This window comes from Marinobacter sp. bablab_jr008 (assembly GCF_016464145.1).
In the GTDB taxonomy this organism is placed as follows: domain Bacteria; phylum Pseudomonadota; class Gammaproteobacteria; order Pseudomonadales; family Oleiphilaceae; genus Marinobacter; species Marinobacter nauticus.
The window spans coordinates 1-12,554 of the sequence record NZ_JACDWW010000084.1; the positions used below are offsets into that span (position 1 = coordinate 1).

General features: G+C 57.5%; 23 protein-coding genes. 2 read left to right on the forward strand and 21 right to left on the reverse strand.

What is annotated here, in order from left to right:
- The first annotated feature begins 222 nt into the window (after nucleotides 1-222).
- Entirely contained in the window at nucleotides 223-687 is a 465-nt protein-coding gene (locus JIF53_RS16875; RefSeq protein WP_199453482.1) for a DUF3653 domain-containing protein, read from the forward strand.
- Nucleotides 688-694: 7 nt separating this feature from the next.
- On the opposite strand, the gene JIF53_RS16880 is transcribed toward JIF53_RS16875, so the two are convergent.
- From JIF53_RS16880 to JIF53_RS16980, 21 genes are all read right to left on the reverse strand, one after another.
- Nucleotides 695-1,063 carry a hypothetical protein gene (locus JIF53_RS16880; protein ID WP_199453484.1) on the reverse strand — a complete coding sequence of 123 codons (369 nt, stop codon included), beginning with the start codon at nucleotides 1,061-1,063 and terminating at the stop codon, nucleotides 695-697.
- Nucleotides 1,060-1,311 (reverse strand): hypothetical protein, encoded by a 252-nt coding sequence (locus tag JIF53_RS16885; protein WP_199453486.1) that lies wholly within the window; start codon nucleotides 1,309-1,311, stop codon nucleotides 1,060-1,062. Before JIF53_RS16885 ends, JIF53_RS16880 begins: the two co-directional genes overlap by 4 nt.
- Before the next feature lies 1 nt (nucleotide 1,312).
- Nucleotides 1,313-1,540 carry a hypothetical protein gene (locus JIF53_RS16890; protein ID WP_199453488.1) on the reverse strand — a complete coding sequence of 76 codons (228 nt, stop codon included), beginning with the start codon at nucleotides 1,538-1,540 and terminating at the stop codon, nucleotides 1,313-1,315.
- Complete coding sequence (locus JIF53_RS16895) at nucleotides 1,540-1,788, reverse strand: hypothetical protein (RefSeq protein WP_199453490.1); 249 nt, start codon at nucleotides 1,786-1,788, stop codon at nucleotides 1,540-1,542. Before JIF53_RS16895 ends, JIF53_RS16890 begins: the two co-directional genes overlap by 1 nt.
- Nucleotides 1,785-2,249, reverse strand: coding sequence for a hypothetical protein (locus JIF53_RS16900; RefSeq protein WP_199453492.1), 465 nt, complete (start codon nucleotides 2,247-2,249; stop codon nucleotides 1,785-1,787). The genes JIF53_RS16895 and JIF53_RS16900 overlap by 4 nt, the downstream gene beginning before the upstream one ends.
- A 58-nt stretch (nucleotides 2,250-2,307) precedes the next feature.
- Entirely contained in the window at nucleotides 2,308-4,179 is a 1,872-nt protein-coding gene (locus JIF53_RS16905) for a hypothetical protein (RefSeq protein WP_199453493.1), read from the reverse strand.
- The gene (locus JIF53_RS16910) at nucleotides 4,180-4,758 is read right to left on the reverse strand and encodes a hypothetical protein (RefSeq protein WP_199453495.1); all 579 of its coding nucleotides are present in this window, start codon (nucleotides 4,756-4,758) and stop codon (nucleotides 4,180-4,182) included. It abuts the gene before it with no gap.
- The gene (locus tag JIF53_RS16915; protein ID WP_199453497.1) at nucleotides 4,758-5,180 is read right to left on the reverse strand and encodes a hypothetical protein; all 423 of its coding nucleotides are present in this window, start codon (nucleotides 5,178-5,180) and stop codon (nucleotides 4,758-4,760) included. Before JIF53_RS16915 ends, JIF53_RS16910 begins: the two co-directional genes overlap by 1 nt.
- Nucleotides 5,173-5,382: a hypothetical protein gene (locus JIF53_RS16920; protein ID WP_199453499.1), complete on the reverse strand. Its 210-nt coding sequence runs from the start codon at nucleotides 5,380-5,382 to the stop codon at nucleotides 5,173-5,175. The genes JIF53_RS16915 and JIF53_RS16920 overlap by 8 nt, the downstream gene beginning before the upstream one ends.
- Nucleotides 5,383-5,384: 2 nt before the next feature.
- Nucleotides 5,385-5,753: a hypothetical protein gene (locus JIF53_RS16925; RefSeq protein WP_199453501.1), complete on the reverse strand. Its 369-nt coding sequence runs from the start codon at nucleotides 5,751-5,753 to the stop codon at nucleotides 5,385-5,387.
- A gap of 2 nt (nucleotides 5,754-5,755) precedes the next feature.
- Nucleotides 5,756-6,148 (reverse strand): hypothetical protein, encoded by a 393-nt coding sequence (locus JIF53_RS16930; protein ID WP_199453503.1) that lies wholly within the window; start codon nucleotides 6,146-6,148, stop codon nucleotides 5,756-5,758.
- A 9-nt stretch (nucleotides 6,149-6,157) separates the two neighbouring features.
- Entirely contained in the window at nucleotides 6,158-7,021 is an 864-nt protein-coding gene (locus JIF53_RS16935; RefSeq protein ID WP_199453505.1) for a major capsid protein P2, read from the reverse strand.
- Between the two features lie 4 nt (nucleotides 7,022-7,025).
- Nucleotides 7,026-7,175 (reverse strand): hypothetical protein, encoded by a 150-nt coding sequence (locus tag JIF53_RS16940; RefSeq protein ID WP_199453507.1) that lies wholly within the window; start codon nucleotides 7,173-7,175, stop codon nucleotides 7,026-7,028.
- A 114-nt stretch (nucleotides 7,176-7,289) separates the two neighbouring features.
- Nucleotides 7,290-7,925 (reverse strand): ATP-binding protein, encoded by a 636-nt coding sequence (locus JIF53_RS16945; RefSeq protein ID WP_199453509.1) that lies wholly within the window; start codon nucleotides 7,923-7,925, stop codon nucleotides 7,290-7,292.
- Nucleotides 7,894-8,346, reverse strand: a complete 453-nt coding sequence (locus JIF53_RS16950; RefSeq protein WP_199453511.1) for a hypothetical protein — start codon at nucleotides 8,344-8,346, stop codon at nucleotides 7,894-7,896. The genes JIF53_RS16945 and JIF53_RS16950 overlap by 32 nt, the downstream gene beginning before the upstream one ends.
- 12 nt (nucleotides 8,347-8,358) lie before the next feature.
- Nucleotides 8,359-8,730: a hypothetical protein gene (locus JIF53_RS16955; protein ID WP_199453513.1), complete on the reverse strand. Its 372-nt coding sequence runs from the start codon at nucleotides 8,728-8,730 to the stop codon at nucleotides 8,359-8,361.
- A complete protein-coding gene (locus JIF53_RS16960) occupies nucleotides 8,697-8,882 on the reverse strand; it encodes a hypothetical protein (protein WP_199453515.1) in 186 nt (61 codons plus the stop codon). The genes JIF53_RS16955 and JIF53_RS16960 overlap by 34 nt, the downstream gene beginning before the upstream one ends.
- Nucleotides 8,883-8,938: 56 nt before the next feature.
- Complete coding sequence (locus JIF53_RS16965; protein ID WP_199453517.1) at nucleotides 8,939-10,453, reverse strand: hypothetical protein; 1,515 nt, start codon at nucleotides 10,451-10,453, stop codon at nucleotides 8,939-8,941.
- A 269-nt stretch (nucleotides 10,454-10,722) separates the two neighbouring features.
- Nucleotides 10,723-11,295 carry a hypothetical protein gene (locus tag JIF53_RS16970; protein WP_199453519.1) on the reverse strand — a complete coding sequence of 191 codons (573 nt, stop codon included), beginning with the start codon at nucleotides 11,293-11,295 and terminating at the stop codon, nucleotides 10,723-10,725.
- The gene (locus JIF53_RS16975) at nucleotides 11,292-11,582 is read right to left on the reverse strand and encodes a hypothetical protein (protein ID WP_199453521.1); all 291 of its coding nucleotides are present in this window, start codon (nucleotides 11,580-11,582) and stop codon (nucleotides 11,292-11,294) included. Before JIF53_RS16975 ends, JIF53_RS16970 begins: the two co-directional genes overlap by 4 nt.
- Nucleotides 11,583-11,653: 71 nt before the next feature.
- Nucleotides 11,654-12,001 (reverse strand): hypothetical protein, encoded by a 348-nt coding sequence (locus JIF53_RS16980; protein ID WP_199453523.1) that lies wholly within the window; start codon nucleotides 11,999-12,001, stop codon nucleotides 11,654-11,656.
- A 184-nt stretch (nucleotides 12,002-12,185) separates the two neighbouring features.
- Between JIF53_RS16980 and JIF53_RS16985 the strand changes: the two genes are divergently transcribed.
- Nucleotides 12,186-12,533, forward strand: coding sequence for a hypothetical protein (locus JIF53_RS16985; RefSeq protein ID WP_199453525.1), 348 nt, complete (start codon nucleotides 12,186-12,188; stop codon nucleotides 12,531-12,533).
- The last annotated feature ends 21 nt before the right edge of the window (nucleotides 12,534-12,554 follow it).

Here is a 12,554-nt window from a genome sequence, read left to right on the forward strand (position 1 = left end):
TATACATTATGCGCACTTGTGGATAACTGCGCAGGGGGCGTGCTGGGCTTGCGTCCGGTCAATCTGTCGCCTTATTTTACTCTTTTTTACTACTTTCATTCATAACGGCAATTACCTTTCCCGCTGTTCAGTTCTAAAAACGCCGCTCACGGCCCCGGAGTGGCCGGGGTCGATCGACAACGGAACTGAACAAAAATGCATCGTTTTTCAGAATTTATCGTTATGAAAACGCCCACCGAAAAGAGAAAAAAATCTAACCGCGGGCGCAAAAAATCCCGTTGGTTTCGGCTTCGGGTGGGTGATTCGTGGGTTCAACTGCGCCCGGAGGATGCCGCCCGCCTCGCTGGCGTGTCGGTGAAAACGGTTTATCACTGGATTAACGGCACCAAAACCCCCTCGCCCCAGGTGCAGCAACTCATGGAAATTCGCGCCGGGGGTCTGTTCCCGTGGCAAGGTTGGGAAGGCTGGCGCATGTTGCCGGATACCGGGCGCCTGGTGGCTCCGAACGGTTACAGCTTTATGCCGGGTGAACTGGCGTGGTGGTCACTGGAAAAGGCGCTACGGGCGGAGCTGCAACGGGAAAACGCGGCCCTGCGTGTGCAGGTGCAAACGCTGCGGGCCCAGATTCAGGAGCAAGCCGCCAATAATCTGTTGACGTTCCCGAAGGCGAAAAAAAACCGGGCGTGATGCCCGGCTACTTGCCCGCCTTCCAGGTGCGAAAGCCCTTTATCCCGAAACTGGCCGTGATGGCCACCCCGAGAAAATACCGGTAATACTCCGGCATGGTGTCCAGGGCGGCAAAGCCCGCCTTGGCCACATCCACGCCTTCGGGGAAAAAACACATGATGGCGGGCACGGATAGCACGATTGTCCAATACTCGTCTTTCCAGCTATGGGCGCTTGCTTGCGCCTGTAGCTTTTCCCATTCGCCCCGGTCGTTGGCGCTGTTTACCAATACCTGCGCCTGGGCTTCGGCTTTGGCCTGGGCCTGCTTCTGCTTGCCCTTGAGCCATTCCGAGCCCAGGCCGATCAGATCACCGATAATTGGAATGGCCTGTATCATCGCGCCCCCGCAATCTGGTCAATGCGTTCGTGTGCCCGCAGCGCCATGCCATGCACTTTGATCTGGTCTTTTTCCAGGGTGTCGACACGCAGCCTCATCTGTTCGTTTTCGGCCTGCTGGCGCTTGTCGGCTTCCCGCAGATACCTGATTTCGACTTTCAGCCCGGCCAGGGTGAGCCCGCCCGTCAATGCGCCGCTGCCGATCATGGCCCCGACCAATTCCACTACTGAGATTGCTTCACCGGCCATGTCAGTACACCGCGTTCAGTATGCTGTTGATACCATCGGACAGGCCCGCCCGCGCAGCCTTGACGGTGTCGACCTGCACCGTGACCACGCCGCCGTCAACGTCTGTCGTCACCGCCTTGCCGATGTTGGATTTCGCCTTTTTGCCCCAGGCGAACCCGAGCCCGGCCCCGACGATGAAACCAACCACGGCCAGGGGGATGAACTCGGTACCGAACTGTACTTTGGTCATTACTCGCCCTTCAGTTCGTCGCTGCCGTGTATCCAGTCATAGATATCTGTGCCGATGGTGCCTTTGCCATCGGTGAACTGATCCCAAATTGCCTGGGCTCCCCGATTAAACACGTTGTCCGGGTTCACCGGGTTCACGGCCTGCCCGACTTCCTTTACGGTTTCGGTGGCCTTGCTTTTCACGTACCACAGGCCCGCGACGGCGACGCCCGCGACGATCAGGGTTGTCTTTGGTGTCCAGGTGTTCATACCAGTACCTCATTGATGCCGCGATACTCGCCCGCTACCCGGCTCCAGGTGGCCACGCGATTGCCGTCCCGGTTATCCACATGCAGCATGTTGCCCGGCTGCGTATCGGTGTACAGGCCAATGCCGGTGAACCCGACTTGCCGGGCGATGTTCAGCGCCCGCTGCCGGTCGGCTTCGTTGGTCATGTACCGGTACTGGCCGGGGCTGATTTCGATCATCGGGAATACGTCAATGGCCCGCACTTCGCCCCACTTGTCGACGTTGTGCTGGCTTTTGCCTTCGCTGCCCTGGTGGCGGCCAATGCCGCCGCTGGCCGGACTGATCAGTACCGGTGCGCCCCAGGCCTCTCGGAAGGCGTCGAGCTTCAGCAGCAGGTCGGCGTTCATCAGTGGCCACCAGAGTCCGAATTCTGACGGCTTGAAGTGGCGCAAGTCTGGCCGGGTGGCCGTTTTGGTGATCATGTATATGGCTACTCCTATTGCACCCAATAAAACCCCGTTCAATTTGATGCCTCCCCTGTTACGGATTCACCAGCAACGGCACATCCCCGGCAATCACGTTGGTATTCGGGTCTACATACACGTTTGCAGCGGTGTCCTTGAATACCGCCGCCGCATTCACAGCCGCCGCGTTCAAATCACCAAAGAAATTGCCGAACACTGCCCCATTCGCTGCCACGTTATCGACATAGACAATGTACCTAGCTTCAGATGATTCAATATCCAGCCCGGACACCATAAAGCCGCCAACCGACCTGATTATGTAAAGGTAGATATTTGCCGTGGTCGTCGTGGTACCCAGATTCACACCATGACCGCCGTTGATCATGGTGAACGTCGCATCACTGTCGACACAGGCAAATCCGATGTTTTCAAAATCCGCCCCGACGATCAGCCGCCCGTTTTCCCCAGAGCCGCCAATGGTCACCACGCCGAACCGCACATCCCGCAGCTTCCCTTTAACCGTTAGCTGTCCGACACCTTCCATTGCCACCGCGTAACTGGTTGCGTCCGGGGTAGGCACCACTTGCCGGTAATCCAGATTCAACACCGCTTTTGCCGTGCTTCTGACACGCGCCCGGTTCTGGTGCAGCACATCGGCCTGCATCCTTACCGTGTTGCAGTTCTGTGGGTAGAACCATTCACGACTGCGGGTTGCATTCGGGTCATAGACTTCAACATTTCTTGCGTCCCACACATCGAGCCCGGTGATACCAAAATGCAACCCGGTATCCGTTTCGGTGCCGTCCAGAAAAAGCCCATCAATATCGACACGGGCTTTATGATCTGCCCCCAACCACGTTGGCGAACCATTCAGGTTTGCGGACTCGCAGTCTGCCGATATTACCGCCCCCGGCCCCTTTGCCCGGCATCCGGTCAGCTTGTATTGGTACTGATCTTCCACGCTCAGATTTTGCGCGTAGGTGAACCCATAATCCCCAACAAACAGGTTAAAACTGATAGTTTCCGAGTCTGACCGGCAATTCCTCAATTCACACCGGCCACACGCCGAGAAGGTAAACGAACGCAGCCAACTACCAGCCGCAGACCGATACCCTTCGCAATCCTCAAACACGATATTGGTGGGATGCCAGGTTGCATCAGTCAGCACATCGTGACTGCCTCGCCCGCCCCAGTGCGCCACGAACCCGAAGTTACTTTGCCCCGTGGCCCGCACTCCCTTGATATGCGCCCCATCGACATAGGACGCAATTCCCACCACCTTGATATTTTCAGGCCCCTGGCACTCTACTTCGATTTTTTCCCCGTACACATCGCAGTTGAACACCCCTTGTGGACTGCCCGCCACGTAGTAATCCGCCCCCCAACTGAACACCGCATTTCGGAACCCATCAGCACCGAGCAACGAACAGCCCGCCACAATTTTTGCTGAACCCGAAATCACACTGTTTTCGGTGCCGTCCGCGAAGTGGAACCCCCTGGCGTTTTCGCCGTCCAGGGTCATGGTGATTCTTGGGTTATAAAGCAAAATCAGGCAGTTCGACGGTATAGCCACCTCGCCCGAAAACACATAATCGTCTTCAAGCACAGAACAGAAATTGCCATAAGCCAATGCCGCCGAGATTGCTGGCGCTATGTTGTTTGCGCCTACGCCACCGAACTGGCGCACATTCACGCCATTTGGAAACAGCCCCTTTGCCTGCAGACCGTTATCCAGATCAATGATGCTGCCTGCATCCTCTACACCGGTCGAACCTGGTACGATTTCGTATTGGTTGCCGCCGCCGTCGCCGCTCGACAGATACCCCTTGGTCTCCACCGTCTGACCGATCTTCAACCCCATGTCCTGGCGCATCTCGGCAACGCTATCAAAGGCCAGCGCCACCCGCTTTTTTAGTACCGCTACGCTTTGCCCTTTTGCCCTACTCATTTACACACGCTCCAGGCTGACCACATGAACCACCACATCTGAGGTGCCCGCGTTATAGGCATACACTGCGCTTTCGGTGGTGACGTAATCGGTGCCGCCTTCTTCCAGGTAACCGCCTGGTGCCGCCGCCCCGACTGTCGCATCCCCCAGGTACACCCCGCCCGGCTGATCTGACTTGATACCCACCCGCAACTCCTTACGGGTTGCGTCCGCTGCCGCCAGTTGGGCACTTCCACCGGCTGGCACCGTCACCTCAGCCAGTGGCGTGATCTTGTTGGCTGGTTCGACCGTGGTGTTTACGGTGATATTTGCCGTGGCCCGGTTGTCGTGGTATCGGCCATACCCCATCACCAAAACCACGGTTTGTGCCGTTGGGCTTTTCACTTTGACGCTACTGAACACCTCCGGGAACTCGCCCCCGGTGCCCTGCTCCGCGCCGCTGATTCGGTTGGATTCGTCAAAGGTGATCGTGAACGGGCTATCCGCCGCCGCCACCGCGTAAAAGGTGCCTTCGGCCCCAAACTGGATTTCCTGCCCGGCTTGCAGTTGCAGCGGGTAGGTTCTGAACGGTTTGCTCATTATCGGCCCCCTCGGTACACGTATACCGCCCCAACGACGGCCACGGCAATGACGATCAGTTGCAGGGTTTTTGCTTCTTTCTGGTCGGGTTGCTGGCTGGCTGCAAAGTCGGTCACTTTGGCCAGCGCCCCGCTGATCGTGGCCCCGGCATCCCCGGCGATGGTGCGCACCGCTTCCACGGAGTTATCCACGCTGGTTAGCGCCCGGTCGCTGAACTTGAACGATTGCCCGGCGATTTCGCTAGCTGCATCCAGCGCCCCGAAATCGGTGGTGGTGACGTTGAACTGGCCGGAACCGCTGCCGGTGTTCGATAGGGTGATGTTGCCGCCGATGATGGCGTTGTCGCCGTCGACAACTCGGTTATCCGCTAGCGTTTGGCTGGATTCGGTACTGCTGGTTTTGGAGCGTGAAGAACTACCCACGTTTCACCCCCTTGTAAATCAGGAAAGCCGCGACACCTACCGCCGCCCAAATGGCCAACTGTTGTGTATCCAGCCCCTTCACGACATTCGGCCCGGCAAAACTGAAGCTTTTTGAACCGCCGAGAATGTCGCCGCTTTCTGCCGCGCTGCTGTTCTGGTTTTGAAGGCTTCCGCCTCCGGTTGAAATGCCGGGAATTGACATACCTAACCCCGTAAAACGTAATGATCGAGTGAAAGCCCCAGGCGTTCCCACATGCGGATAAGGCCCCGGCGTTTAACGTGCGTGCGAATCGGTAACCCTTTGGCCCTGGCGTGGCTCACAAACAACGGCATGTAGTCGAAGAAGCCCCGGCCCTCACCCAGCACGATCACCCACTCGTAACCGTCCTGTTCGGTTCCATCCACGCGGGTGACCACCCACGCTTCCGGCTGGCCGTCTTTCTCGCACTGCCACAGTTGTGCAATGCCGGTTCGGACTTCGCGCCGGATGATTTCGAGATCATCCCCGGCGCTTATCCGTAGGCGGTCGTCCATGTCGTCCGTCCAACCTACCGGCACCGCCTCGACCTTCACCGTTACCGCCTCCGCAGTACCAGGAAGCCACCCAACAGCACCCCTGCCACAATCAATTCCGACTGATACCGCTGAAGGAATCCCGGCTGATTGCGCTGGGATTCTGGAATCACTGCCGAGCCCGGATTGTCTGTTGGGTCACCGGTTGTGTCGGGACTGGTTTCAGGGCCACCACGGGTTTTCTGTGCGTACCGGTCGAAGGTGGCCGCTAACAGGTCGTTAGCGCCTTCGCCCAATGTTTCGCCCAGACCGTCAAAGATGCCCCACAGGTTGGTTTTTGATTCCGTTTGGCTGCCTTGCACCTTGACCTTCTCCCCCTGGTTAATCGGCTTCACCTCCGAGCCATTGAGCCCCAGGGACTCAAGGCCGGTGGTGATGAATCCTGTCAGTTCCATAGCGCCCCCTTAGCCGGTCAGAACGCCCAGGTACTCCGACAGACAGGTGAGCGTCATGGCCTGGGAGACATTCAGCCGATAACGGAAATCGGTGGTGCCCATCAGGTTAATGACTTCGCCAGAAATGCCGCGTTCGGTCGGGTCGATCATGTAATAACCGGCCTGGGGAACCCGGATCCCATCTTTCTGCATGGAACGGTTCAGGCCGTCCGTGCGGTCAAAGATGTTGTATTGGTTCCGGTCGATCTTCAGGTTGGAGATGGTTCCGGCGGATGGGATGAACGTAATCCGGTTCAGCGCCACCTTATCCGGGGCATTCACGCCCGGGTTGATCAGGTCTGCAATCTGGAAATCGGAATCCGCGCCCGCCGGGTTTCGCTGCTCACGGCGAATGAACGGGATGGTTCCGGGGCCACCGGCTACGGCGTCTGATTGCAGCGCGTACAGCTTGAGATCATCGGCGGCAATGGTCACACCGCTGGCCAGGTCAATTTCCATATACATTGAACTGATCTTGATGCCGTTCGCGTCTGCTACACCGGTGTTAATCGCGGTGGTTTCACGGCCCGGCAGGGTAATCATGCCTTTACGGTCAAACGGCAGTTTCAACACGCCTTTTGCGCTGGCTGCTTCGCGGCCCTCAAACTGGTTGATTACGTCCCGCTCGGTTCCGCTGAACCGCTGGATTACCTGGCCATTGGCGTAGATTCGGATTTCATCAAAGTGGCTCACGTTCTGCGTGCTGGCGTTGTACTTGAACACCAGTTGCAGCTCGTGAATACGCTTGCCGACTGGAATACGGAAGGTAGCTGTGCCGCCTGCGGCCACGCCTTCTGGATTCGGGAGTTTGGTTGTGATTTTTTGGGAGCTCATGAGATCAGCCCCCCTTCACTACAGTTGCCACAGTACCGAAACCCGCTTTACGGGCTGCGTACACCGTGCCACCGACGACAATGCCGGTGACAATCAGCGTGGTCATCTGCTTTTTGTCCACGTTCTGGTTAAACCAGGTTTTAATCTTTTCCATTTGGCTCGCGCCCTCTGCTGGTTGTCGTTCGCTGTTGCTGCTCGCGTGCAACCAGAATTGCCGGAATAACCAAACGGAATAAAACGCCCGAACCTAATTAGGTTCGGGAATCTTTCATGGGGTGAATTTTCGGTATTTTGTGCTGATTTTCTGCGTTCCCTCCGGCCCCTTGTGCCAAAAGGTTAGCGGCTTCAATGCTTCGATTTCGGCGGCTTTCAGGCCCGTGGCGCGCTCCAGATAGCGGGCGTCCTGATCTTCGTGCAGGCCAATGTACCTATTAGCTGGCTGAGTGATCAGCGCCTTCGGTACTTCCTGGCAACGCTGGGTTGTGGTGATCACGATGGCGCCATACTTCCGGCCCCGTACCATGAGCTTTCGGAAGAAATCCGGCATTTTCTGGCCCATGCCCAGATCTGCCATTTCTTCGCACACAATCCACGTTTCCCGGGAACCGTCCAGCACCGCCCATGCCGCCCGGCAAAACCATTCAAAGGTCTCCGGGTTATCCTCGCCACTCCACCCGATGCGGAACGGCTTTCCTGATGCGTCTGCCGATTTCAGCGCCCGAAGGAATGCGCCCCGGTCACTGAACCGGGTGCACTTGTGGTCGGTGTCCACGTCCCAAAACAGCGCCCTGATACCGGTTTTGGGTATCAGTTCATTGCGCATCAGTTGGGATTTCCCGCCCCCGGTTTTGGCCGCTACAAAGCAGTGGCGGTTACTCCGCTCCGTGTCCGGGTTCTTCGCCATGCTGCCCCGCCTCCCTTGCCTGCTTCTGTTGCCGCTCCGCCTCTTCCAGAATCTGGCGCTCTACCTGGCGGGCTGTGATGATGGTGGTTGCCATGTAAACCCCGGCACCGATGTACGGGCTGAACTGCTGTACCCACGCCGGCACCTCACCGCCCCATTTTTCGGCCAGCGGTTCAAAGGCTTCATCGCCCTTGGCCCGGTCAACAATCTTGTCGATTTCCACGTGTGGGCATTGGGTACGGTTCACCAGCCACAGAAACCCGGCGTTCATTTTCTTTGCCAGTTCTTCGGCCTTCCGGCGTTCTTCTGCCGTCGGCTCGTTTTCAATGGCTTCGGCTTCGGCCTGTTCCGCTTGCCACTCCTGTTCCAGATCGTCCAGGGTTTCGCCTTCGTGTTCGATTTTCTCTGCTGCTTCGGTCATGGTTTGTACCTTTTAGGTCAGTAATGCCACCGCCGCAGCGGTGCCCAGGATGAACAGGCCAATCAGGCCCGTTTTTTTGCTTTCCGGTTCTGGTTCCCCCTCGCTGTTATCAAGGGGTTCAGCCGTTTTCGGTTCTGGCTCCGGCTCAGGTTCCCGTACCTGTTCCAGTGGGTGCGGAATCATGGTTTCCCCAGTGCGCTGCATGGATTCCAGCCACTTGACTTGAACCCCGGCCCCGGTGCGCTGATCTGCCCCGCACTCACAACGCCGGTACAGGTAACCGGTGCGGTTTCCCTTCTGTACCTGGTAGAACCTGGCCAGGGTGCCGCACTCGCTGCAGTGTTCCGTGCCTACTGCTTTTCTGTTGTCTTTTGCTCTCGGCATCGTTTCGCCTCCCGTGTGGCCAATTCCTCAATCAGCGCCGCCGCTTCCTTGATTGCCTCTTTTGCTACTTTCGGCATTAGTGCCGGATACCCGGCGCTATCGACTGTCTGCCTTAGTTGCTTTGCCCTTCCGTACAATTCCGCTTCTGTCATAACTGTGCTCCGTTTCATTGCATTTGCTGCAGCGCCCTTCGCTGCCGCACCACTGCTCATAAACCCGCCGCTTGCAGCTCTTGCAGGTGTATTCCTTGAAAATCTGCATCGTTATCACACTCCACCGCGCCGGAATCGGCCAGGGCAAACCATGCGCCCCACGCCTCCGGCCCTGCATTCAGGCGGGTGCCGTTCCGGCGTTGCCATTGCTCCCGCCGCCATAGGGTCAGCCACAGTGATTCCTGCGGCTCTGGTGTCCAGCCCTTCCGGCTGGCCCACTCGAAAAACCGGCTTTTCTGTTCCTGGCTTTTGAACAGCGCCGCGTATTTGCTGATTCTCGGTAGCGGTTCGATTTCCTTCCGCACGCCTTCCAACAGCGCCCCGATTTTTTGCCGCCGTGGCCCATCGTTTACCGCTTCCAGTTCCCGCTTGAGTTTTTCCCGGCGCTGGATTTTCTCGCCGTGGCGGTTGTTCCAGATTTCATGGGCTTCTGCCAACAGCCAGCCGATCAGGCCCACCTGATGGCGTTCGCACTCAATCCAGCCCGGCGCCCTGGCCCGCTTGCTGATTCCGTATCGGTTGCCCCGGATTTCCCCCTGATCTGCCTTGCCCTGGCCCTTGGTTAGATAGCCCGCGGCTTTCGCCACGTATGCGCCCGCTTTCTGCGGGTCTTTGATCTTTTCCAGGTGGGCGAAACCATGGCCCCAGAGCTTTTCGAGCCGTTCCGCCCATGCCTGAAAATGCCGGTAAGGTACACGCCAGCGCATCATTAAGTGTATGTGTGGGTTCTCGCCCAGGTATTCGCCGGTGTCCTCGTCCACCCGGTCTGGGTTCTCAGCCACCCACAGGTAGTCCAGGGGTTCGCGCTTAAACTTTATCGGGGTGTATGGCCCATCTTCGAGCCATGTAACCGGGTTTCCTTCGGTGGTGGCCGTGCGTTTTGCCGGTATGCACTTGCTGGATCCTGGAACCTTGACGGTTTCCCCGTTTTCGTCTTTGTACTGCCACCCGCGTTGATACATTTTCCCGGCTGCTTCGAAGAAGCGAGACGCTTCTTTCTGAACCGATAGAACCCACTCAGGTTGAAGCGGGGTGTATGGCCGCAAGGTTTCCCGGTCGCCGTCTGCCGTTTTCGGATTGCGAAAAAGCGGGGTGTATTCCGCTGCCACGGTTGCGGCCTGGTTGGCTTCGGCGTGCTGGTTTTCGCCGTCGAATAATGGCGCCAACGGGCGCTGTTTCGGTTTCGGGGCTTCGATTTCCGGCTTTATCGTGGTGAACCCGTCCGGGCTCTGGTTGCCGGTCTGTTTCAATACCTTGCGTTGCAGGTTTCGCCGGGCTTCTTCGGACAGGGTGAGCGTCGCGAACGTGGTATAACCGCCGCGCTTGCAGGCCAACCAATAGCAGGATTCACTGATTTTTTTCGCGCCCCGCTCAGACAGCATGGCGGTTATCCGATCACCGCTGTTCTCCGGTATTTTGTGGTCTGAACCGGGTCGGGTTTCCATGCGCAACCGCCACTCCCCGCACCAATCCCGCTTTTCCACTACCGCCCAGGTACCGGGCTGCTTCAAGTCTTGCGCCGTGTGGGGTTTCGGCTCTGGTAATTCCACCAAGGCGGGTTTCAGTTTCGGTGCGGCCCGGTTGAAATATGCCCCTGTTATGCCTGGAAACCGGTCTGTCGGACTTTTCGCCGCCTTGACTAGCCTATGGGCTTCGGCCCTTCGGGCGCTCCGCCCGGCCTGCCTGATACGCTCGGCGTATTCGTCAGACATAGAAAAAAACCGGGACGCCTCGCGGTTCGCCCGGTCAAGATTTATTGGTGCGGTGTATGCGTTGTCGATCACGCCGCCCTTACCTCCTGCGGCCTGCATTGGCTGGCTATATCAATTAGAAAATGTGCAAACGCTTCCGGGGTTTTCTCCCGCTCTGGTTTGTCCACAACCTTTTTCCGGTGGTGGTTATTTCTGCTTTTCATGATTACGTATTCGGGTTCACCCAATTTGAACCCGATTTCAGGAAGCTCTGAAGGCTCAATCCCACAGATGTAAAGGCTTGTCATTTTTTCGCAGCGATGACCAAACCAATATTGAGGCACTACGATTGAAAACCCGCCGAACTGATCCCGCTCCCCTGGGCCAGGCAGCGGTTTTTCTTTCCATAACCTGGAGGTAACTGGATGCTCGAGCACACCGCCCCATTTTCTAATCTGGTCAACCGCCCAGGGCGCCAACTCTCGCTCACCAGGTCGGGGCTTTGCCATGTGCGCCAGCCGCCCCCACGATCTGCACGGGGGGTGCGCAATAACCGGCATTCCTCCGGAGAACGTGAGCGCGTCCCGGTCAATATCGAACACATCGCACCCCGGTATACCCTTGTAGATGCTGTCCGACCTGGCAAATAGAACGGCGATCATGCCAGTTGCCCCGCTTCCCGCTCCCTGGCGGCTTCCAGCAGGCCCAACACCCGCATGGCACGGAACTGCATTTCTTTCAGCGGCCCCAACCTTTCATCCAACCACCCCGCCGCACTCTCTAGACCATCGGCCTGATACTCAAGCCGCACCCTTCCCACGGCATCGCACTCAGCCGTCAGAAATTCCACCGTGGCCCGCTGATCCTCGATGGCATTCGTCAGCACCACAGAAAAGCCTTCTTCGGCCAGTTCAAAATCGGTAACGGTCAATTCGTTTGGTGATTCCATGATCGTTTCATCCCACAAATGTTGTTCAAGAAGCACGCCCACAAAGAGGCATAGAAATACAGCGGCTTGTTTCAAAACCGGCCCCGTAGTCGTTCGCCCCACTGGGTCGCGTCAACTACCGCCCGCCACAACAGCCCGCGCTGGCGCTCTGGAATGTCCGCCCACTGGTACAGCCGGTAAACGGGCGACACTTCGGCCATATCACAGAAGATTGTTTTTTCTTTGGTGGTGGATTCCTGCCAGAACCGCGCCTGACGTGCGCTGATTTCGTCGGCCAGCCCCCAGGCTTGCAGGCATTTGCGCACCTGTTCCGGGCCTTTGACGTTGGCAAATTGGCGGGTGAGTCGTGCCAGGGCTTCCCCGTGTGGGTTCCGGGTTGGCCCCTGGTAGTCCTGATTGATCATTACTGCGGTCTTCATCGTGTTTCCCCTCGTTGGCTTTGATATCCCCTGAAAGGTTTGCCCGGGAGCTACCCGGGCTGGTTCAGGGGAACCGACGAGAGAAAAGGTACCCAACCGCAGTAGGGTACACAAGAGCGGTTGGTTATTTATTCAACAGCGGTTGGGTACTACACTTGATGAAATAGTCGCCCAGGGCGAAAAAATGAAGAAAACACCATCGCAAGAACTCTTGACAATGCTTCAGGCACAACATAATGGGTGTTCGCTATATGCACTACACCACATTTTGGGTGTCACGGACGCAGCGATATACAAGATTGCTGACGGCACATCGGAAATGTCCACAGACACCATCCTGATTGCCTGCGATTGTCTTGGGGTTGACCCCCGCCCTTGGTTAATCCGCGCCGAGCTTACCCGTTGCAGATCGCCAAAAAGGCGACAAATTCTTACCCGTATTTTGGCTGAACTCGACACGGCGGAAACCCGCGCGGCTGTTGGCTTCCTGGCGTTTTTCGTGGTGGGGTTTTTCGGTGTTTTGCCGGTCTGAACCATCTATACATTATGCGCA

What these genes read in the sequence shown, in the direction of transcription:
- JIF53_RS16875 (WP_199453482.1), top strand. Translation starts at nt 223, where the DNA reads ATGAAAACGCCCACCGAAAAGAGAAAAAAATCTAACCGCGGGCGCAAA.
- JIF53_RS16880 (WP_199453484.1), bottom strand. Translation starts at nt 1,063, where the DNA reads ATGATACAGGCCATTCCAATTATCGGTGATCTGATCGGCCTGGGCTCG.
- JIF53_RS16885 (WP_199453486.1), bottom strand. Translation starts at nt 1,311, where the DNA reads ATGGCCGGTGAAGCAATCTCAGTAGTGGAATTGGTCGGGGCCATGATC.
- JIF53_RS16890 (WP_199453488.1), bottom strand. Translation starts at nt 1,540, where the DNA reads ATGACCAAAGTACAGTTCGGTACCGAGTTCATCCCCCTGGCCGTGGTT.
- JIF53_RS16895 (WP_199453490.1), bottom strand. Translation starts at nt 1,788, where the DNA reads ATGAACACCTGGACACCAAAGACAACCCTGATCGTCGCGGGCGTCGCC.
- JIF53_RS16900 (WP_199453492.1), bottom strand. Translation starts at nt 2,249, where the DNA reads ATGATCACCAAAACGGCCACCCGGCCAGACTTGCGCCACTTCAAGCCG.
- JIF53_RS16905 (WP_199453493.1), bottom strand. Translation starts at nt 4,179, where the DNA reads ATGAGTAGGGCAAAAGGGCAAAGCGTAGCGGTACTAAAAAAGCGGGTG.
- JIF53_RS16910 (WP_199453495.1), bottom strand. Translation starts at nt 4,758, where the DNA reads ATGAGCAAACCGTTCAGAACCTACCCGCTGCAACTGCAAGCCGGGCAG.
- JIF53_RS16920 (WP_199453499.1), bottom strand. Translation starts at nt 5,382, where the DNA reads ATGTCAATTCCCGGCATTTCAACCGGAGGCGGAAGCCTTCAAAACCAG.
- JIF53_RS16930 (WP_199453503.1), bottom strand. Translation starts at nt 6,148, where the DNA reads ATGGAACTGACAGGATTCATCACCACCGGCCTTGAGTCCCTGGGGCTC.
- JIF53_RS16935 (WP_199453505.1), bottom strand. Translation starts at nt 7,021, where the DNA reads ATGAGCTCCCAAAAAATCACAACCAAACTCCCGAATCCAGAAGGCGTG.
- JIF53_RS16940 (WP_199453507.1), bottom strand. Translation starts at nt 7,175, where the DNA reads ATGGAAAAGATTAAAACCTGGTTTAACCAGAACGTGGACAAAAAGCAG.
- JIF53_RS16945 (WP_199453509.1), bottom strand. Translation starts at nt 7,925, where the DNA reads ATGGCGAAGAACCCGGACACGGAGCGGAGTAACCGCCACTGCTTTGTA.
- JIF53_RS16950 (WP_199453511.1), bottom strand. Translation starts at nt 8,346, where the DNA reads ATGACCGAAGCAGCAGAGAAAATCGAACACGAAGGCGAAACCCTGGAC.
- JIF53_RS16955 (WP_199453513.1), bottom strand. Translation starts at nt 8,730, where the DNA reads ATGCCGAGAGCAAAAGACAACAGAAAAGCAGTAGGCACGGAACACTGC.
- JIF53_RS16960 (WP_199453515.1), bottom strand. Translation starts at nt 8,882, where the DNA reads ATGACAGAAGCGGAATTGTACGGAAGGGCAAAGCAACTAAGGCAGACA.
- JIF53_RS16970 (WP_199453519.1), bottom strand. Translation starts at nt 11,295, where the DNA reads ATGATCGCCGTTCTATTTGCCAGGTCGGACAGCATCTACAAGGGTATA.
- JIF53_RS16975 (WP_199453521.1), bottom strand. Translation starts at nt 11,582, where the DNA reads ATGGAATCACCAAACGAATTGACCGTTACCGATTTTGAACTGGCCGAA.
- JIF53_RS16980 (WP_199453523.1), bottom strand. Translation starts at nt 12,001, where the DNA reads ATGAAGACCGCAGTAATGATCAATCAGGACTACCAGGGGCCAACCCGG.
- JIF53_RS16985 (WP_199453525.1), top strand. Translation starts at nt 12,186, where the DNA reads ATGAAGAAAACACCATCGCAAGAACTCTTGACAATGCTTCAGGCACAA.